Genomic DNA, 17588 nt, shown 5'->3' on the forward strand with positions numbered 1-17588 from the left:
CACCACCCGAAGGGGGTTGGGGCGACGCCTTGGATGACATTCACCCACGCGATTGGAATGTTCACCGACTACAAACCCACGGTCGGCTTCGACGAATATTTCTGCAATGAAACAGCAAGGCCGCGTGACGATCTGGCCACGCTGCTCACATCACTGGGGCAGCTGGGATTGCCCGAGCTCAACCGCAGCCATGCCTCGGCTAGCCAGCTGCTGCGTCGCCTCGGCGCCACCTTTCGCCTCAACGATTCCGGCCTCAAAGGCAGCGAACGGATTCTCCCCTTCGATCCCTTGCCCCGGCTTATCAGCCGCAGCGACTGGATCACCCTGGATCGGGGACTGCTGCAACGCCTGGAAGCCATCGACTGGTTTCTCGCCGACATCTATGGCCCCCAGCAGATCCTCAATGATGGAGTGATCCCGCGGGAAGACGTTGAAAGTTCCTCCGGCTGGCGACCTCAGATGCAGGGCATCAGCCTGCCGCTCAACCGCTGGTGCCACATCTCCGGGCTCGACCTGATCCGCGATGGCAGTGGCACCTGGCGTGTCCTGGAAGACAACCTGCGTTGTCCATCGGGGGTGGCCTATTTCCTCGAGAACCGTCGGGTGATGAAACGGTTGTTCCCTGGCCTGTTCGAAGGCCGTGCCGTTCAACCGATCGACGCCTATCCATCCCATCTGCTGCGCACCCTTCAAGACCTGGCGCCCTGGAGTGACACCCCCCGCGTGGCAATCCTGACGCCAGGGGTGTTCAACAGCGCCTATTTCGAGCACAGCTATCTGGCCCAGCAGATGGGCATTGCACTGGTAGAAGGGCGCGACCTGGTGTGCGAAGACGGCCGGGTGTGGATGCGCAGCACCAACGGCCTCAAGCCTGTGGATGTGATTTACCGCCGGATCGACGACGATTTTCTCGATCCCACTGTGTTCCGCCACGACTCGATGCTGGGGGTGCCGGGCCTGATCGACGTGCTGCGGCAAGGACGGGTCGCCATCGCCAACGCCCCGGGCACCGGCGTCGCCGACGACAAGCTGATCTACGCCCACGTGCCGGCGATGATCCGCTACTACCTCGATGAGGAGCCGATCATCGAGAACGTTCCCACCTATCTCTGCGCCCGACCGGACGACCGGCGCTACGTGCTCGAACACCTCGAGCAATTGGTAGTGAAGTCGGTGGCGGAAGCCGGGGGCTATGGAATGCTGATCGGACCCCAGGCCAGCCGATCGGAGCTGGCGGACTTCGACACGAAGATCCGTGCGAATCCCCGCAACTTCATTGCGCAGCCCACGCTGCAACTCTCCACCGTGCCATCCCTCAGTGACGGTGAGCTCTACCCCTGCCACGTTGATCTGCGCCCCTACGTGCTGCGCGGCGCAAGCAGCTGGGTGAGTCCAGGGGGGCTGACGCGCGTGGCACTCAAGCGGGGCTCCCTGGTGGTGAATTCGTCCCAGGGCGGCGGCTGTAAGGACACCTGGATCGTCGACGACCAACGGATGGCGGCACGGCACCCCCAGGAGGCGGTGCCGTGCTGAGCCGCGTTGCCGATTCGCTCTACTGGATCAACCGCTATCTGGAACGGGCCGAAAACATCTCGCGCTTTCTGGAAGTGAGTGAGGCGATGGCGCTGGACTGTCCTCCGGGCAGCGCCGAACCTTGGCTGCCGCTGGTGGAGGTGACGGGGGATCGCCACCGCTTCGATACGACCTATCCCGATGCCACGCCCAAACAGGTGGTGCGCTTCCTGCTGCAGGACCGCAGCAATCCCAACAGCATCGTGAGCTGCATTGCGGTGGCACGGGAGAACGCACGGCAGATCAGGGATGTGATCACCACGGAGATGTGGGAGCAGATCAACGATCTGCACTGGAGCCTTCAAGACGACGAAGACATCTGGCGCGAACCGGTGCAGGAACAACTGCGGATCATCCGCCGCGGCTGCCAGCTCGTGTACGGGATCACCGACACCACCCTGAGCCGCGATCTGAGCTGGCTGTTCAGTCAGCTGGGTCGTCTGATCGAACGGGCCGACAAAACCTCCCGCATCCTCGACGTCAAATACTTCCTGCTGCTGCCTTCCCCTGAAGAGGTGGGCGGCGTGCTGGATGAACTGCAGTGGATCACCCTGCTGCGCACAGCGGGCGCTTATCAGATGTATCGCCACAGCGTGCAACAAGCGATCAGCCCTGCAGCGGTGGCACGCTTTTTGCTGCTGGACCCCATCTTTCCTCGCTCGGTGCGGTACTGCCTCCAGGGCATCAGCGACACCTTGCAACAGATCCAGCAGCTCCCTAACCAAGACACGCCGGATGACCTCGACTGTTTGCGCGGTCAGCTCCTTGCCCGGTGGAGCTATGTGCGGATCGACAACCTGATCGAAGCCGGTCTGCATGAAGCCATTGATCAGCTGCAGCAAGACCTCAACCAACTCCACCACCTGATCCAGACCCGCTACTTCACCAGCGCGGACCTCCATTCCATCCCCACCGATCCCGCATGCGCGCTCTCATCATTCACCGCCTGACGTATCGGTATGAAGCCCCGGTGTTCCTCGGGGAACATCGCCTTTGTCTGAGGCCTCGGGGGCAGGGATTCCAGACCCTGCTGGAGCATCAACTCAGCGTGTTGCCGGAACCGGAGCAACGTCGGGATCTGGTGGCCGCCAGCGGCGATGAAATCCAACGGCTCCGCTTTCTCGGCAGCACCGATGAACTCGTCTTTGAGGCCCGCAGCCTGGTGGAGACCCGGCCAGCACCCCCTCTGGAGAGCTGCTTCAACGGACTCGAACCACCCCTGCCCTACCCGCAAGGCCAACTCAACAGCGATCTGCAGGGGGCACTGGAAGGCTGGTTGCCCAACGGCCAACACGAACCCTCGGCCATCGAGCTCACCCAGGAAGCCCTGATGGGCAGCAACCAGCAGACCCTGGCCTTTCTGAAGCAACTGATTGAACTGATTCAAGAGCGGGTGAAATACACCCAACGCCATGTGGGACCCGCCTGGCCGGCGGGCCGAACCCTGCGGGAGCGGATCGGCTCCTGCCGTGATCTGGCCATGCTGATGGTGGCCTGTTGCCGCGTGGTGGGTCTTCCGGCCCGCTTTGTGAGCGGCTATCAACTGCAGCAACCTCCCCCGAAGGAGTACGACCTGCATGCCTGGGCGGAGGTTTACCTGCCGGGAGCGGGCTGGCGGGGCTTTGACCCCAGTGCCGGGATGGAAGTCAACGAGCGCTATGTGGTGCTGGCCACCTCCTCCAAACCGGAACTCACCGCGGCCGTGAGCGGCAGCTTCAGCGGCCCCCCTGGAACCAACAGTGAACTGAACTGGCAGATTCAGATCAGAGAGGACGCCTCCGCAACGGAAACCCCCTCACGCAACCTGGTTCAGGCCGCCTGAAGCAACGGCTCCACCCCATGCAACTGGGGCTTCGGCGCCGAGCTGTGGGTGGCTGCCATCAAGGCCGGGATCTCGGCGCTGTTGTAGACGCGGAATTCCCTCACCAGAGAAGCGCCCTCCTCACGAACCGCCTGGTTCAGAACGACGGAACCATCGGGATCGGAGATCGAGCGGTGGAAAGTGCCAGGCGGGATGCGAAGGATGTCACCACCGCTCTCGAGCCGAACGATGTGGAACGGCTGCTCCCAGGCCAGGTTCACCAGGAAGAAGGTTCTGCCGCCGCTTGCCGCAAGCAGATTGTCTTCCTGATGGGGATGCAGATAGAACTGCCAGGCTCCGCTCTCCGGATCGTTGGGGGGCGACACGGCCGGGCCGCTGTGAATCACCAGGTCGCGCGCGTTCGAGGTGTTCACGGTGACGTCGAAAAAACGAACCGACGGGGTGTCGCGGAAGCGCTCGTAAGCCAGCAGTTCAAACATGTCGATGGATCCTGAGGGATCCTTCAGCTGCCCCGTTGTACCGGGGGCATCACGCAAAAACGGTGACGATCACGACGGTTCAGCCCCCCAAATACGCCATTTCCGCATGGGTTGACGCAACGGCGGCTGGATCACGCTCCTCGCTGTAGCGGTCTTGGCGTCGCTGCCAGAGCTGGCGCATGGCCTGCTCAAGCTGAGGCTCTGAGGCGAGCGCGGGCTTGAGATCGGTGCCTTCAGCAGAAAACAGGCAGGTGAACGCCTGCCCATCAGCGGTGACACGCAAGCGGTTGCAATCCCCGCAGAACGGCTCACTGATGGAGGCAATCACACCGATGGTTCCAGCACCATCGCGGTAGTGCCAACGCCGGGCCGTCCCACCCCGCGGGCGACCCAAAGGCTCCAGGGGCCAACGGGCATGAATGTGCTCCACCATCTGCGCCGCCGGCAGCACCTGATCCAGCGTCCACTGGTTGCGGTTGCCCACATCCATGTATTCGATCAAACGCAGCTCCATCCCCTGCTGCCGGGCCAAACCGGCCAAGGGCAACAGCTGATCGTCATTGATCCCCCGTTGGATCACGGCATTGAGCTTGAGCTCGCCGCATGAGGGATCAAAGCCAGCGGCGCAGGCCGCCGCGATGCCGTCCTGCACCTGGCGCACCAGGCGGTCTCCAGCCACGGCACCACCCTGGAGACCAGCCATGCGCGCCGCTGCCTCCCCTTCCGCCGCATCCAGGCTGATGGTGATTCGATCCAGCCCTGCGGCACGCAACGCCCCCGCCATCGGTTCCGACAACAGCACCCCGTTGCTGGTGAGCGCCACGGTCTTCAAACCAGCGATCGGATCCGAACGATCCCGCCTGGCCTGGGCCACCGCCTCCAACAACGGCAACAAGCGCCGGCTCAACAACGGCTCTCCACCGGTGAGCCGCAGCGTCTGTGCCCCCAGGCGCGCGGCCACACGAATCACGCGCATCTGCTGCTCCAGCGTGAGCAGGCCAGGGGGCTCCTCCAGATCCGGACAGCAGTACGGACAGGCGAGATTGCAACGGGCCGTGAGCGACAACCGCAACACCCCGATGGGCCGGTTGAGGCGGTCTGCAAGCGGCAGCGACGTGCTCATCCCTCCAACGCTGCCAGATCTGCAGGGCAGTTGGCATTCACCAACGCCTCTGCAGGCAAGCGCACCGCCTGATGGGGAACGCAGGTCAACCAATCCATCCAGCGCAACTCTCCGCGTTGCAGTTGCTGATCAAGGCAGGAGCGGAAAGGAGAACCGGAGGGGATCACCGCCAGCAACGGCTGCAGCCGTTGCCCGTCATGGGCCACCGCTGCTTGATCCGGGGCACGATTCCAAGCTGCGATGAGTTGCTGGACAACGGCGGTGTGCAAACGGGGCATGTCCACCGGCAGAACCAACAAAGCCTCCCCAGGCCGAGACGGCAACAGCCTGGCCAGCGCCTGCAGAGGGCCATTCCAGGGAGGGGGCTCCAGCAGCACGGAACATCCCGGCCGGTGGGCCAGAAGCTCTGCGTGGGCGGGATGACGACTCAACACCTGCACCGGATGACCGAGCGGCAACAGCTGGTCGACCAGGGCCGTGAGCCAAACACCACCCGAGGGATGCGGCAGAAGGGCCTTGTCACGCCCCATGCGACGGCTGCTTCCGCCACTGAGCACACAAACCCGCAAGCCTTGGTTCACATCGCCGACCAACAATCTGCACCAGCGGAGTCCAAGAACGCACAAAAGTTGCAACCGCTACCAAATCGCTGCGGCACAAGATCACCTGATCTGATCAATCAGCCCCATTGATGTTTGCTTGGCAACACAAAAACACAAATCGGTAACCAATCTGACCAAACAAGGGGTCGGCGAATTGATTAACTGCGCGGGTCAAACGGATTCTCTTTTCGACCGTTTTGCCATCCCCGGGCACCTTTCCTTTTGAAGCCCGAGGTTCCCTCTCTTCTCCTCAATGCTTGGCGACCTTTGGTCGTTCCAGGGCAGGTACCGAACCCTTCACCTGACCTGGATCGCCTTCTTCCTGACCTTCGTGGTCTGGTTCAACCTGGCCCCTCTGGCCACCACCGTGAAAGCGGACCTCGGTCTGACCGTTGGTCAGATCCGCACCGTGGCCATCTGCAACGTGGCCCTCACCATTCCGGCGCGCGTGCTGATCGGCATGCTGCTGGACAAATTCGGACCCCGGATCACCTACTCCTCGATCCTGGTGTTCTCGGCGATTCCCTGCCTGCTGTTTGCCTCCGCTCAGGACTTCAACCAGCTGGTGGTGGCCCGTCTGCTGCTCTCCATCGTTGGCGCCGGCTTCGTGATCGGCATCCGCATGGTGGCCGAGTGGTTCCCGCCCAAGGAAATCGGCCTGGCTGAAGGCATCTACGGCGGTTGGGGCAACTTCGGATCCGCCTTCTCCGCCCTCTCCATGGTGGCCCTCGCTGGCTTCCTCTCCTTCTCCGGCGGCTTCGAACTGCCCACCGGCGCTGTTCTGAACTGGCGCGGTGCCATCGCTCTGACCGGCATCGTCTCCGCCGTCTACGGCCTCTTCTACTTCTTCAACGTCACCGACACCCCCCCGGCAAGACGTATCAGCGCCCTGAGAAAACTGCAGGTCTGGAAGTCACCTCCATGCGCGACTTCTGGGGTCTGCTGGGCATGAACGTGCCCTTCGCAGCCATCCTCTGCGTGCTCTGCTGGCGCCTGTCCAAGGTGGGCTTCCTCACCGCAAGCACCTACCCCCTGGCCCTCGGTGCCGTTGCCGTCTGGTTTGCCTTCCAGACCTGGGGAATCATCCGCACCAACCGCGACCTGATCCTCGGCAACAAGGTTTATCCCAAGGAAGACCGCTACGAGTTCCGCCAGGTGGCGATCCTCGAGCTCACCTACATCGTGAACTTCGGCTCCGAACTGGCCGTGGTTTCGATGCTGCCCACCTTCTTTGAAACCACCTTCGATCTGCCGAAGGCCACCGCCGGAATCCTGGCGTCCTGCTTCGCTTTCGTGAACCTGGTCGCCCGCCCTGCTGGCGGTCTGATCTCCGACAGCGTCGGCAGCCGCAAGAACACCATGGGCTTCCTCACCGCCGGTCTCGGCGTGGGCTACCTGGTGATGAGCATGATCAAGCCGGGTACCTTCACCGGCACCACCGGCATCGCCGTTGCCGTGGTGATCACCATGCTCGCCTCCTTCTTTGTGCAGTCCGGTGAAGGCGCCACCTTCGCGCTGGTGCCCCTGGTCAAGCGTCGCGTCACCGGTCAGGTGGCCGGCCTGGTGGGTGCCTACGGCAACGTTGGTGCTGTGACCTACCTGACCATCTTCAGCCTCCTACCGATGTGGATGGGCGGCGGCGGCGAACCCACCCCCGAGGTGATCGCGGCTTCCAACAGTGCCTTCTTCCAGATCCTGGGTGTGGCCGGTCTGATCGTGGCCTTCTTCTGCTTCTTCTTCCTGAAGGAGCCCAAGGGGTCCTTCGCAGACCTGCACGAAGGCGAAACCGCCTGATCCATCAACCTCCGCAGCACTTTGTCGCTGCACAACGACCCGGAGCTTCGGCTCCGGGTTTTGTTCTTTTTTTGGTTCCTGCATGACCAACTCACCCCGCAGTGTGCGCAGCCAGTGCCCCTACTGCGGCGTTGGTTGTGGCCTGGAGCTCTTGCCTCCTGCCGTGAAGGGTGAGGCCGTGAAGCGGGATGCTGAGGGCAACCCGATGTGGACCGCCCGCGGCGACCGCGAACACCCCTCCAGCCTTGGCCAGGTCTGCATCAAGGGCGCCACCATCGGCGAAACCCTGGCCCCAGGCCGCCTGCGCCAACCCCTGTTCCGCCAGACCCTTGAGGACGACTTCGCGCCGATCAGCTGGGACAACGCCCTCAACAAAATCACCGGCCAGATCCAAGCGAGCGTGGCCCGGCGCGGCAACGCCGATGGCATTGCCATGTATGGCTCCGGTCAATTCCACACCGAGGATTACTACCTCGCCCAGAAACTGCTGAAAGGCGCCCTGGGCACCAACAATTTCGACGCCAACTCACGGCTGTGCATGAGCTCAGCGGTGGCGGGCTACACCCGCAGCCTGGGCTCCGATGGTCCCCCCTGCAGCTATGAGGACCTCGACCACTGCACAGTGGCGTTTCTGATCGGCACCAACACGGCCGAATGCCACCCGGTGCTGTTCCAGCGGCTGCTGAAGCGAAAACGCAAAAACCCCGGCAGCGTGAAGATCGTGGTGGTGGATCCACGCCGCACCGACACCGCCAAAGCCGCCGATATCCACTTGCCGATTGCACCGGGCAGCGACCTGGCCCTGCTGCACGGCATTGCCCACCTGGTGCTGCGCGAAAACGGCCAGGATCCGGCCTTCATCGACGACCACACCGAGAATTACGACGCCTTTTTTGACGTCGCCGCCCGCTGGACCCCAAGACGGGTGGCCCTGTTCTGCAACATCCCCGAAAAACGCCTGCGGGAAGTGGCGGCTCTGTTCCACCGGCGCGAGAAGGTGCTCAGCCTCTGGTCGATGGGGGTGAACCAACGCCGTGAAGGAACGGCCGTGGTGCAGGGGCTGATCAATCTGCATCTGCTCACCGGCCAGATCGGCAAGCAAGGAGCGGGCCCGTTTTCCCTCACCGGCCAACCCAACGCCATGGGTGGACGCGAAGCCGGAGGCCTGGCCCACCTGCTGCCGGGCTACCGCCTTGTGGCCAACGCCGAACACCGCGCGGAAGTGGAGCAGGCCTGGCAACTGCCGGCAGGACGAATCAACGCCAAGCCCGGATTGGCGGCCTGGCAGCAGATCGAAGCCATGGAACAGGAGGCGCTGGATCTGTGGTGGGTGGCCGCCACCAACCCCCTGGTGAGCCTCCCGGATCTCGACCGGGTGAAGTCAGCCATGCAGAAGTGCCCGCTGGTGGTGGTGAGCGAGGCCTACGCCGACTCGGAAACGTCCCACTACGCCCATCTGCTGTTGCCCGCAGCCCAGTGGAGCGAGAAGGCCGGCGCCATGACCAATTCCGAACGGCGGGTCACCTACTGCCCGGCCTACCGGCGTCGTTTCGGCGAGAGCCGTCCCGACTGGGAGGTGTTTGCCGAGGTGGGCCGGCGCCTGGGTTACAGCGAGCAGTTCAACTTCGAATCAGCAGCTGAGGTGTACGCCGAATTCACGGCTCTCACCCAGGGCAGGCTTTGCGATGTGAGCGGCCTCAGCCATGAACTTCTGGAAGGCGAAGGACCGCAGCAATGGCCCTATCCCAGCGGCAGCACCCCCACCACAGAAGCCAAACGCCTCTACGAAGACCATCAATTCGCCACCCCCAACAAACGCGCCCGCTTCAGCACCGATCAACCGCTGGGACTGGCGGAACCCCCCTGCGACACCTATCCGCTGGTGCTGACGGTGGGCCGCTACCTGGGCCAGTGGCACACGATGACCCGCACCGGCAAGGTGGAACGGCTGATGAAACAGCATCCCGAGCCGCTGCTGGAGATTCACCCCGGTGACGCGCAGGACTTGAAACTGCGCAACGGTGAACTGGCGGCGATCAGCTCACGCCGCGGCCACCTCACCGCCACGGTGAAAGTCACCGATCGCATCCGGCGTGGATCGGTCTTCCTGCCGATGCACTGGGGATTCACCCAGGAGAAGGCCTGCGAAGCCAACACCCTCATGCACGACGAGGCCTGCCCTGTGTCAAAGCAGCCTGAACTCAAGGCCTGCGCAGTGATCGTGGCTCCCGCCGTCTCGGTGGTGAAGCCCGTTGAACAGCAGAAAGGGCGGTTGGAGGCCCTGCGCCGGCTGCTCACACCAGCACTTCGCTGAAGGCTGCCTCAAGGTTGTGGTGGTCGTGCCCAGGCCGGGCCAACTTGCACAAGGCAAAGCGATCCAGCTCACTGAGCCGGGTCCACTGCTCCAGGGTCAGCACCACGCCCCGCACTGTGGCCGCCTCCTGCACCACAGCGGGCAGCTCCGCCTGCTGTTGCCAAGGGGCACCACTCACCGGAGGCAGATCCTTGGCCATTCCATCGGCCATGGAGCGCGTGCAATCGCGCAGGTGTTGGCGCAGATGCTCGAGAGCATCGGCGGCATCCGGCCAATCCACCAGGGCTTGACGTTGCTCCTGGGAAAGCTCAAGCCAGTGGTTGAGCTTTAACTTCACCCCACACAGATCCAATTTGCGTCGCACACACAAAGGGATGCAGCGCCAGTTGCCGATGAAGTCCTGTTCAAAGGCAAAGCAATGGCTGGCGGAATCACAACGGCTTGACATCAACCAAAGCCTTGATCGGTGTCAATGATGACAACGGAAGTCCACGAAAACAGAGATGTTTATATCGATACAAATCTCGGCCTGTGCGCTTCGCCCTCTCCCTCGGAATGCTGCTGGGAATGTCCCATGGATGGGTCACGGCTGAAGCACTCCAACAGCAACCCATGCAGGGCTTTGATTCCATAGAAACTGTTAATTCCGCTACACAATTCAAACCGTTTAGTAGTCGTCCACACCAATTTTTTCCATACTGAAGCTCTGTTCAAAGAGTTTCTGCCGTGACCAGCAGCATCTCGTCCGCTTCCGGCCGCAGCCCGATCACCCTGGCCGCCGGTTTCCTGGGTGCCTTCATCGTTGGTTCCCTCGCCGTACAGCTGGTGCGCAGCCAGACAGCCTCCGTTCAGGCTGGTGCCGCTGCAGTGGAACCGGTGATCGCCGGTCCTGCTGCTCTCTGGGCTCCCTTGGCCGAGCGCGACATCGCCAGTGCCACCGCAGGCGCGACAGCCCAACCAACTGCTGCCATCCAGCCCGCTGTTGAGCCTGTTGTGGGCTCCGAAGCCACCCTCTGGGCTCCCTTCGGCGAGCGCTGATCGCAGGGCCCAAATAAAACAGCCCAGATCGCACGTCCCACCAGCCGGCCCGCATAAGGTGCCGGCATGGGGATTCAGCGCCGTCACTTCCTACAGCGAACGGGCGGCCTGGCCTTGGCCGCCCTGATCCAAGCGCGCCCCGTTGAGGCAGCAGAGAAGGGGTTCTGCATCCCGAATGATCCACTCGAGGCCCTGATGGCGGGAAACCGCCGGTTTGCCAAGGCCTGGCGCCTGGCCGAGCAAAACAACGGAACGACGCCCCGAACGGCGGGCGCTAACCCGCGCTGCTTCAACTCCCCCAGGGCGTTGGCCACCAACCAACATCCCTGGGCCACCGTGCTCACCTGCTCTGATTCACGGGTGTCGCCGAGCTGGGTGTTCGACACCACGCCTGGCGAGCTGTTCGTGATCCGCAACGCCGGCAACACCGCATTCACCGAAGCCATTGCCTCGGTTGAATACAGCGTCAGCGTTCTCAAGACGCCACTGCTGATGGTGATGGGACACAGTGGCTGCGGAGCCGTGACGGCGGCGATGGACACCAACCCGCTGACCCCCTCCCTGGACCGACTGATCCAACCCATCCGGGAGAACATCAACGGCAGCAGCGATATCGAGGACGCCGTGAAGCGCAACGCCCTCGCCAGCGCCTCCACCTTGATTCAACGCAGCGCCGTTCTGGCTGAAGCCAAAGCCAGCGGTGCGCTGAAACTGGTGGTGGGTTGTTTCCAACTCAATAGCGGTGTTGTGAGCTTGATCGAATGACGCAAGACCTGAGTCACCTGAACCAGCAAGGCGAGGTTCACATGGTGGACGTGGGGGACCGGCCGACCAGCCACCGCGAAGCCCATGCCCGTGGCGCCATTCGCATGGACGCCTCAACCCTCGGCCTGATCCAGCGGGGCGAGACACCGAAAGGAGATCTGCTGGCGGTCGCCCGGGTGGCAGCGATCCAGGCCGCCAAACGCACCTGGGAGCTGATTCCCCTGTGCCATCCGCTGCCACTCAGTGGCATGGATGTGTCGATCGACGCCGACGCCTCCCTGCCTGGCCTGGTGGTCCACTGCCGTTGCCGCACCACAGGTCAGACCGGGGTGGAAATGGAGGCGATGACGGCCGTATCCGTGGGGCTACTGACCCTTTACGACATGCTCAAGGCGGTTGATCCAGCCATGACGATCGAGGCGATCCAGCTGGAGTTCAAAGAAGGAGGGCGGAACGGTGTCTGGAAACGCTGAGCCCTACGGACGCGAAGGGCTACCTCTGGAAGAGGCACGTCGACGGGTTCTGGCGGCGCTTCAGCCGATCACAGCCAGCAACACAGTGCCGCTGCAGCAAGCCCTCGGCAGGGTGAGCGCTGCGGATGTGCTGGCCAGCGCGGCCGTTCCGGGATTCCGGGCTTCGATCATGGACGGCTACGCCCTGGGGCAGAGCCACCAGCCCAAACCTGGGGACACCTGGCAGCTGAAGGGACGCTCCGCCGCCGGCCAGCCCTTCAACGGGACCCTGGCCAACGGCGATGCGATCCGCATCCTCACCGGCGCTCCACTGCCGGACGGTGCCGGCTGGGTGCTGCCCCAGGAGCTGATCAGCGTGGAAGGCACCAGCGTCCAGCTGGTGAAAGAGGCGTCGGATCGTGCCTGGATTCGCCCCGAGGATGAGGAATGCCGACCGGGGGACCTGCTGCTGGCCGCTGGACAGCGCCTCGGTGCCGCCGATCTCGCACGCCTTGCCAGCTGCGGCATCGCCGACCTAACCGTTGCGCAGCAACCCCGCATCGGACTGCTGATCAGCGGGGACGAGCTGGTGCCACCCGGCACAGCGCGGCAACCCGGTGCCATCTGGGAGAGCAACGGCACGCTTCTGGAGACGATGCTCCGGGCCCTCGGGCAATCGGTGACCAAGCGACGGGTGGTGGCCGATCAACCCGACGCCCTGCGCCAGGCCCTGCTGGATCTGGCCCATGACTGCGACGTGGTGGTGAGCACCGGCGGTGTCTCCGCTGGCGACACCGATTGGATCCGACCACTGGTGGCTGAGCTGGGTGCCGTGGACTTCTGGAAACTGTTCCTACGCCCGGGGCGCCCCTTCGCCTTCGGCAGCATCGGCGAAGGCGTGCCATTTTTCGGTCTGCCGGGCAATCCCGTGGCGGCGGCGGTCACCGCCCTGCAACTGCTCTGGCCCGCCCTGCAGGTTCTGGAGGGCCAGAGCGAACCGGAACTGTTCCCCCGGGTGATGGTGGAACTGGCCGACCCGTTGTCCCGCCGACCGGGACGACCGGAATTGGCTCGGGCCCGCCTCGACACCAACGCCGCAGGAACGCTGCTGGCACGGGTGGATGGCTCGCAGGCCTCGTCCAGGATCGGTTCCCTGCAACAGGCCGATCTGCTGCTGGAACTGCCAGCGGAAGCAGGCCCGCTCGAAAGCGGCACCCGTCTCTGGGCCCAGCTGATTCGTCAGCGGATTTTCTGAGCCGGATCAGGCTGAAAGCAGCGGCGCTCCCAGGCCATGAGCTGGCCCGATGAATCGAAATGGATGCTGATCTGCTGAAACAGGTCAGCGCCGAGACGGCCACCGATCTCGAGGCTGAAGGGCGCACTGGGGAGCTCACTGGGCACCGAGAACACCAGGCCGTCGGGCATCACCGCTGAGCAGACGTTATGCAACAGCTGGCTTGGATCGAACACCAGCGAAGCGGCGTCCTCCGCCTGGCCGTTCACCCCCGCCTGCGGCTTGAGCATCTGCCGCTCGCCACTCCATCCCTGCAGCGGCGCCAGCAGGGCCTCGGGTGTCCCGCATGCGGGACGGTCGGGTTCGGGATCGGTGCTGTTCAAGCAACGGAAACCAACCGCCCCAACACGCTGCAAACGCCAGCCGCCGTCAAGCGGTTCCCAGAGCAGCACCAGCATCGAGCGGGAACGACCGCAGAACAGGTTGATCTCATGGCCGAAGCGGGGACGCTCGGCATCCAACCCCCGGCTGGACTGACCGCCCGCCCCGGGGAACTGCCAGCAGCCTCCGCCGGCGTTGTAGGTGGCCCGGCTGATGGGATAGGTGGCCTTACCCCCGGGGGCAAAGGCCAGACCCGATCCATCCCACACCCCGTGGTCGTCATCGGAAAAGGAAATCGCGTAGGTGGTGGGGTCGATCCGACGAGTCGGATGCTGCAGATCCAGCCGACCGCTGCCGTCCCGCTCAAACCAAGAACCACAGCCCTGCCAATGGCCCGAGAAATTGCGGCGGTTGAGGGTCCATTGATCAGTCATGTCCGTGACGGCATGGAACGGTCGATCTCCTTAGGGTCGCGCCAACAGCCATCTCGGCCATGGACCTGACGATCGTTGGCTGCGGCTACGTGGGACTCGCTCTGGCGGAGCGGCTGCAACCAAGACGCCCCCAGCTGAAGCTGACGCTGACCACCACCACCAGCGCACGGCTGGAGCAACTCAGCTCCCTGGCCGATCGGGTGGAGCTGTGCGACGCCACAGACCCCGTGCAATTGCGGAACGCCCTGCGGCAGAGCAGCAGCGCCGTGTTCTGCCTCGGGCCTAAGGGAGATCGCCAGGTGGATGCCAACGGCTACCGCCGCACCTTCGTCGACAGCTTCCATTGCCTGAAGTCGCTGTTGCCACAACTGCCGAAACTGCGGCAGATCGTCTACACGGGCAGTTGCTCGGTGTACGGCGATGCCGCGGGGGACTGGGTGGATGAGCAAACGCCTCCCGCGCCAGGCCGCGGCCATGGCGATGTTTTGCTGGAAAGCGAACGACTGCTCAGCGGCATCAGCGGCCTGCGGGTGTGCATCCTGCGCCTCGGGGCGCTCTATGGCCCTGGCCGCGATCTCAACCGACGCCTGCGCGGGCTCGCCGGACTGGAACGCCCTGGCAGCGGCTCTACCTACAGCAACTGGCTGCATGTGGCGGATGCTGCCGGTGCCCTGGAAGCAGCTCTCGATGCTGAATGGGCCGGCCTGGTGAATGTGGTCAACGACGAGCCGATTCGGCTGCGGGACCTAGTGGGGCGCAGCCTGCAGCGCCAGGGCCTGGCGCCCGTGCGCTGGCTTGGGCAGGACGAACCGGGCTCAGGGGGCCGGCGGATCCGCAACAACCGGCTCAAACAGCTGGGCTACCAGCTGCAGCACCCACGCCTTGATCAGAGTGGCGTGTTGGCCTCCAACCAGGTGCCCTGACCAGCGCACCACTCCCGCTTCCAGAACGGGGCCTGGTGCTTGAGTTGCTCCAACAAGGCGGCGGCGCAGCGCTGCGCCGCCCCACGACGATCGGCCTGCACCGCCACCAGCACGATCGGCTCACCGGGGGCGAGCTTGCCCACCCGATGCAGCACCAAAATCGGCCCCGTCCGGTGCTCCTGCTGCAGGCGCTGCGCCATGGCCGTGATCTGACGTTCGCAAAGGCCGGGGAAGTGCTCCAGCTCAAGTGCCTCCAGAGGCCGGCCATCCATCGTGGAGGGACGCACCCGACCAATGAAGATCGCCGCGGCCGCGGCATCCCCGCTCCAAAGCGCCAGTTGCTGCCAAGGATCAAAGGGATCCGGGCACACCTCCACACGGCAATCGGTCACGCTTCACCCCCCCGTGAACGGTGGAAGAAAGGCCAGCTCATCACCGGCCTGCAACGGCTGATCGGCACCGACCAACTCCTGGTTCACCGCAATGCTGATGCCCTCCAGCGGACCAAGATCCAGCTGATTCCAGACCTCACGAGCCGTCGAGACGCTTGGTGTGAAGGGAAGGGAACGATCGGCCCAACCGGCGCGTTCTCGCAGGGAAGCGAACAGCAGCACCTTCAGCACCGCGTCCATTGCAGCTGGAGTGGTTCTAGCGTCCGAGGGCTCCGCCGCTGTGCCATGGGCCTCTCCATCGCCCTGCTCACCATCTCCGACACACGCACCCTGGCGGACGACAGCAGCGGAGATCAGCTGCAGCGCAGCCTTGAAGACGCGGGGCATCGCCTTCAGGAGCGACAACTCTGCCCGGATGATCGCTATCAAATCCGCCGTGAACTGAGCCGCTGGATCGCCGATCCTGCGGTTGATGTGGTGATCACCAGCGGCGGAACCGGGCTCACCGGCCGCGATGGCACCCCCGAAGCGGTGGCACCGCTGCTGGACAAAACCATCGAAGGATTCGGTGAACTGTTCCGTGTGCTCTCCTTCGAGAGCATCGGCACCAGCACCCTGCAAAGCCGCTGCCTGGCCGGCGTGGCCAACGGCACATTCGTGTTTGTGCTGCCGGGATCTCTGGATGCGGTGACCACCGCTTGGAACCGGCTCATCCGGGCTCAACTCGATGCCGACACCCGACCGTGCAACCTGGCCCAGCTCCGGGCTCGCTTGAAGGAATAGAGCGGAATCAAACGGAGCCGTTCAGAACGGAATCGGCATCGTGACCGCTGCCGGTGTTGGCATGCAGGCTTCAACCTGCTGATCAATCACCTCACCCACCACAACGATCGAGGGTGATTTGAAGGCTTCGGCTCGGCATTGGTCGGCAACGTCAACCAAGGTGGCTTTGAGGCAGCGTTGCCCCGCCACCGTGCCCTGCTGGATCACCGCCACGGGGGTAGTCGCAGCCAAACCACCCGCCATCAGCTCCTCTGCGATCCGAGGCAGGTTGTGCAGCCCCATGTAGATCACCAATCCGTCACTGGCCGCAGCCAGGGCACGCCAATCCACGGAAGGACGGCGCTTGTCGATTTCCTCATGACCGGTGACGAAGGTCACCGATGACCCCGCCCGCCGGTGGGTGACGGGAATTCCGGCGTAGGCAGGGGCAGCAATGCCAGCGGTGACACCAGGCACCACCTGAACAGGAATGTTTCGCTCCGCCAGGTAAGCGGCTTCTTCCCCTCCACGACCAAACAGGAAGGGATCACCCCCCTTCAAGCGCACCACGGTGCTGTGCTTCTGGGCCATTTCAACCAGCACGGCATTGGTGCTGGGTTGGGGCACCGAATGATGTCCGCGACGCTTGCCGACAAAACGACGTTCGCAGGTTGCCGGCACAAGATCCAGCACTTCCTCGGGCACCAGCGAGTCGTACACCAGGGCATCGCACTGGCTCAGCAGCCGATGCGCCTTCAGCGTGAGCAACTCGGGATCACCGGGACCGGCTCCCACCAGATAAACGGTTCCGGTTTGTTCAGCGGTGGTCACGGCAGAGAAACAAGCAGATCGATCAGGGCCTGACGGGTGGGGGGATGCTCCAGCAGAGGAGGCAATCCACCAGCTTCGCTCAACGCATCCGTCATGCGGTTTGGCGCGAGGGTTAATGGAAGTGGCCAAGCCCTGGGGTGGCGCTGCTGGAACGCTGGCCAGGCATCAAAGGGAACCAACGGCAAAGCCAGGCGAGACGCCAGCATCGCGAGGAAGCGATCCGCCACCCCCGGGCGCAGGGGATGGTGCACCAGCACGGCATCAGCACGATCAGACGACGGCAGTGCTGAGAGCACAGCGTTCCACCACGTGGTCCAAGAGCCCAGAAAGGGCAGCAACCGCACACTGGCTCCGGATCCACGAAGCCTGCTGCGAATCGCCGGCACATCCGTGCGGGCGTGCGCCCCAGGCAGCAGTAGCAACGGAACGATCCAAGAGGATTGGGGAAGCGCCGATACGGGTTGTTCAGCCGTCAGCACCTCCAACTGCACGGGCGCTGAGCGCCGCTGAGCCAGAAGGTCCGGCAGAGAAGCCAGACACTCAGGAACAACACCGCCACTGCGGCCATGCACCACCAGATGCAACCCTTGCCGCCCCCCATCGGAAGCATCATTCCGTAGCAATGGCCACGGATTGATGACCATGCCGGCTGATGTCATCGGGTTGTTGT

General features: G+C 63.8%; 19 protein-coding genes and 1 pseudogene. 11 read left to right on the forward strand and 9 right to left on the reverse strand.

The window, feature by feature from the left end:
• Window positions 1-57: 57 nt before the first annotated feature.
• The 3 genes from SynRS9902_RS13180 to SynRS9902_RS13190 are packed head-to-tail and all read left to right on the forward strand — an operon-like array spanning window position 58 to window position 3394.
• Window positions 58-1533: a circularly permuted type 2 ATP-grasp protein gene (locus tag SynRS9902_RS13180; RefSeq protein ID WP_186510671.1), complete on the forward strand. Its 1476-nt coding sequence runs from the start codon at window positions 58-60 to the stop codon at window positions 1531-1533.
• The gene (locus SynRS9902_RS13185) at window positions 1527-2522 is read left to right on the forward strand and encodes an alpha-E domain-containing protein (RefSeq protein ID WP_186509463.1); all 996 of its coding nucleotides are present in this window, start codon (window positions 1527-1529) and stop codon (window positions 2520-2522) included. Before SynRS9902_RS13180 ends, SynRS9902_RS13185 begins: the two co-directional genes overlap by 7 nt.
• Window positions 2495-3394 carry a transglutaminase family protein gene (locus SynRS9902_RS13190; RefSeq protein ID WP_186509464.1) on the forward strand — a complete coding sequence of 300 codons (900 nt, stop codon included), beginning with the start codon at window positions 2495-2497 and terminating at the stop codon, window positions 3392-3394. The genes SynRS9902_RS13185 and SynRS9902_RS13190 overlap by 28 nt, the downstream gene beginning before the upstream one ends.
• Here the strand turns inward: SynRS9902_RS13190 and SynRS9902_RS13195 are convergent.
• The 3 genes from SynRS9902_RS13195 to SynRS9902_RS13205 form a co-directional block, all read right to left on the reverse strand.
• The gene (locus SynRS9902_RS13195; RefSeq protein WP_114988886.1) at window positions 3382-3873 is read right to left on the reverse strand and encodes a redox protein; all 492 of its coding nucleotides are present in this window, start codon (window positions 3871-3873) and stop codon (window positions 3382-3384) included. The genes SynRS9902_RS13190 and SynRS9902_RS13195 overlap by 13 nt on opposite strands.
• Window positions 3874-3952: 79 nt before the next feature.
• Window positions 3953-4996: a GTP 3',8-cyclase MoaA gene (locus SynRS9902_RS13200; RefSeq protein WP_186509465.1), complete on the reverse strand. Its 1044-nt coding sequence runs from the start codon at window positions 4994-4996 to the stop codon at window positions 3953-3955.
• A complete protein-coding gene (locus tag SynRS9902_RS13205; RefSeq protein WP_255446146.1) occupies window positions 4993-5589 on the reverse strand; it encodes a molybdenum cofactor guanylyltransferase in 597 nt (198 codons plus the stop codon). The genes SynRS9902_RS13200 and SynRS9902_RS13205 overlap by 4 nt, the downstream gene beginning before the upstream one ends.
• Window positions 5590-5851: 262 nt before the next feature.
• Here SynRS9902_RS13205 and SynRS9902_RS13210 point away from each other — a divergent pair.
• Window positions 5852-7392 (forward strand): annotated as a pseudogene (locus SynRS9902_RS13210) (NarK family nitrate/nitrite MFS transporter).
• Window positions 7393-7474: 82 nt separating this feature from the next.
• Entirely contained in the window at window positions 7475-9706 is a 2232-nt protein-coding gene (locus SynRS9902_RS13215; protein ID WP_186509467.1) for a nitrate reductase, read from the forward strand.
• Here SynRS9902_RS13215 and SynRS9902_RS13220 read toward each other — a convergent pair.
• Complete coding sequence (locus tag SynRS9902_RS13220) at window positions 9687-10154, reverse strand: nitrate reductase associated protein (protein ID WP_186509468.1); 468 nt, start codon at window positions 10152-10154, stop codon at window positions 9687-9689. The genes SynRS9902_RS13215 and SynRS9902_RS13220 overlap by 20 nt on opposite strands.
• 278 nt (window positions 10155-10432) lie before the next feature.
• Between SynRS9902_RS13220 and SynRS9902_RS13225 the strand changes: the two genes are divergently transcribed.
• The 4 genes from SynRS9902_RS13225 to glp all read left to right on the forward strand — a co-directional run bounded on the left by SynRS9902_RS13225 (window position 10433) and on the right by glp (window position 13216).
• Window positions 10433-10744, forward strand: coding sequence for a hypothetical protein (locus SynRS9902_RS13225; protein ID WP_186509469.1), 312 nt, complete (start codon window positions 10433-10435; stop codon window positions 10742-10744).
• A gap of 66 nt (window positions 10745-10810) precedes the next feature.
• The gene (locus SynRS9902_RS13230; protein ID WP_186509470.1) at window positions 10811-11509 is read left to right on the forward strand and encodes a carbonic anhydrase; all 699 of its coding nucleotides are present in this window, start codon (window positions 10811-10813) and stop codon (window positions 11507-11509) included.
• Complete coding sequence (gene moaC / locus SynRS9902_RS13235; protein ID WP_186509471.1) at window positions 11506-11982, forward strand: cyclic pyranopterin monophosphate synthase MoaC; 477 nt, start codon at window positions 11506-11508, stop codon at window positions 11980-11982. The genes SynRS9902_RS13230 and moaC overlap by 4 nt, the downstream gene beginning before the upstream one ends.
• Window positions 11966-13216: a gephyrin-like molybdotransferase Glp gene (glp, locus tag SynRS9902_RS13240; protein WP_186509472.1), complete on the forward strand. Its 1251-nt coding sequence runs from the start codon at window positions 11966-11968 to the stop codon at window positions 13214-13216. The genes moaC and glp overlap by 17 nt, the downstream gene beginning before the upstream one ends.
• Here glp and SynRS9902_RS13245 read toward each other — a convergent pair.
• A complete protein-coding gene (locus SynRS9902_RS13245; protein WP_186509473.1) occupies window positions 13201-14010 on the reverse strand; it encodes a hypothetical protein in 810 nt (269 codons plus the stop codon). The two genes, glp and SynRS9902_RS13245, sit on opposite strands and share 16 nt — an antisense overlap.
• Before the next feature lie 59 nt (window positions 14011-14069).
• Between SynRS9902_RS13245 and SynRS9902_RS13250 the strand changes: the two genes are divergently transcribed.
• On the forward strand, window positions 14070-14933 hold the full coding sequence (locus tag SynRS9902_RS13250; RefSeq protein WP_186509474.1) for an NAD-dependent epimerase/dehydratase family protein: 864 nt from the start codon (window positions 14070-14072) through the stop codon (window positions 14931-14933).
• Here SynRS9902_RS13250 and SynRS9902_RS13255 read toward each other — a convergent pair.
• Window positions 14897-15325, reverse strand: a complete 429-nt coding sequence (locus tag SynRS9902_RS13255; RefSeq protein WP_186509475.1) for a molybdenum cofactor biosynthesis protein MoaE — start codon at window positions 15323-15325, stop codon at window positions 14897-14899. The two genes, SynRS9902_RS13250 and SynRS9902_RS13255, sit on opposite strands and share 37 nt — an antisense overlap.
• A 3-nt stretch (window positions 15326-15328) precedes the next feature.
• Entirely contained in the window at window positions 15329-15565 is a 237-nt protein-coding gene (locus SynRS9902_RS13260) for a MoaD/ThiS family protein (protein ID WP_186509476.1), read from the reverse strand.
• Window positions 15566-15610: 45 nt separating this feature from the next.
• Here SynRS9902_RS13260 and moaB point away from each other — a divergent pair, with 45 nt between their 5' ends.
• Window positions 15611-16108 (forward strand): molybdenum cofactor biosynthesis protein B, encoded by a 498-nt coding sequence (gene moaB / locus SynRS9902_RS13265; RefSeq protein ID WP_115009764.1) that lies wholly within the window; start codon window positions 15611-15613, stop codon window positions 16106-16108.
• Between the two features lie 21 nt (window positions 16109-16129).
• Here the strand turns inward: moaB and cobA are convergent, their stop codons facing one another.
• Window positions 16130-16918, reverse strand: a complete 789-nt coding sequence (gene cobA, locus SynRS9902_RS13270; RefSeq protein WP_006851537.1) for a uroporphyrinogen-III C-methyltransferase — start codon at window positions 16916-16918, stop codon at window positions 16130-16132.
• A complete protein-coding gene (locus tag SynRS9902_RS13275) occupies window positions 16915-17562 on the reverse strand; it encodes a DNA mismatch repair protein MutS (RefSeq protein WP_255446149.1) in 648 nt (215 codons plus the stop codon). Before SynRS9902_RS13275 ends, cobA begins: the two co-directional genes overlap by 4 nt.
• Window positions 17563-17588: the final 26 nt, after the last annotated feature.

Source organism: Synechococcus sp. RS9902, from assembly GCF_014279635.1.
Lineage (GTDB): Bacteria > Cyanobacteriota > Cyanobacteriia > PCC-6307 > Cyanobiaceae > Parasynechococcus.

Coding starts and splice junctions, on each gene's coding strand:
- SynRS9902_RS13180 (WP_186510671.1), top strand. CDS start 58: ATGTTCACCGACTACAAACCCACGGTCGGCTTCGACGAATATTTCTGC.
- SynRS9902_RS13190 (WP_186509464.1), top strand. CDS start 2,495: ATGCGCGCTCTCATCATTCACCGCCTGACGTATCGGTATGAAGCCCCG.
- SynRS9902_RS13195 (WP_114988886.1), bottom strand. CDS start 3,873: ATGTTTGAACTGCTGGCTTACGAGCGCTTCCGCGACACCCCGTCGGTT.
- SynRS9902_RS13200 (WP_186509465.1), bottom strand. CDS start 4,996: ATGAGCACGTCGCTGCCGCTTGCAGACCGCCTCAACCGGCCCATCGGG.
- SynRS9902_RS13215 (WP_186509467.1), top strand. CDS start 7,475: ATGACCAACTCACCCCGCAGTGTGCGCAGCCAGTGCCCCTACTGCGGC.
- SynRS9902_RS13220 (WP_186509468.1), bottom strand. CDS start 10,154: ATGTCAAGCCGTTGTGATTCCGCCAGCCATTGCTTTGCCTTTGAACAG.
- SynRS9902_RS13230 (WP_186509470.1), top strand. CDS start 10,811: ATGGGGATTCAGCGCCGTCACTTCCTACAGCGAACGGGCGGCCTGGCC.
- moaC (WP_186509471.1), top strand. CDS start 11,506: ATGACGCAAGACCTGAGTCACCTGAACCAGCAAGGCGAGGTTCACATG.
- SynRS9902_RS13245 (WP_186509473.1), bottom strand. CDS start 14,010: ATGACTGATCAATGGACCCTCAACCGCCGCAATTTCTCGGGCCATTGG.
- SynRS9902_RS13250 (WP_186509474.1), top strand. CDS start 14,070: ATGGACCTGACGATCGTTGGCTGCGGCTACGTGGGACTCGCTCTGGCG.
- SynRS9902_RS13260 (WP_186509476.1), bottom strand. CDS start 15,565: ATGGACGCGGTGCTGAAGGTGCTGCTGTTCGCTTCCCTGCGAGAACGC.
- moaB (WP_115009764.1), top strand. CDS start 15,611: ATGGGCCTCTCCATCGCCCTGCTCACCATCTCCGACACACGCACCCTG.
- SynRS9902_RS13275 (WP_255446149.1), bottom strand. CDS start 17,562: ATGGTCATCAATCCGTGGCCATTGCTACGGAATGATGCTTCCGATGGG.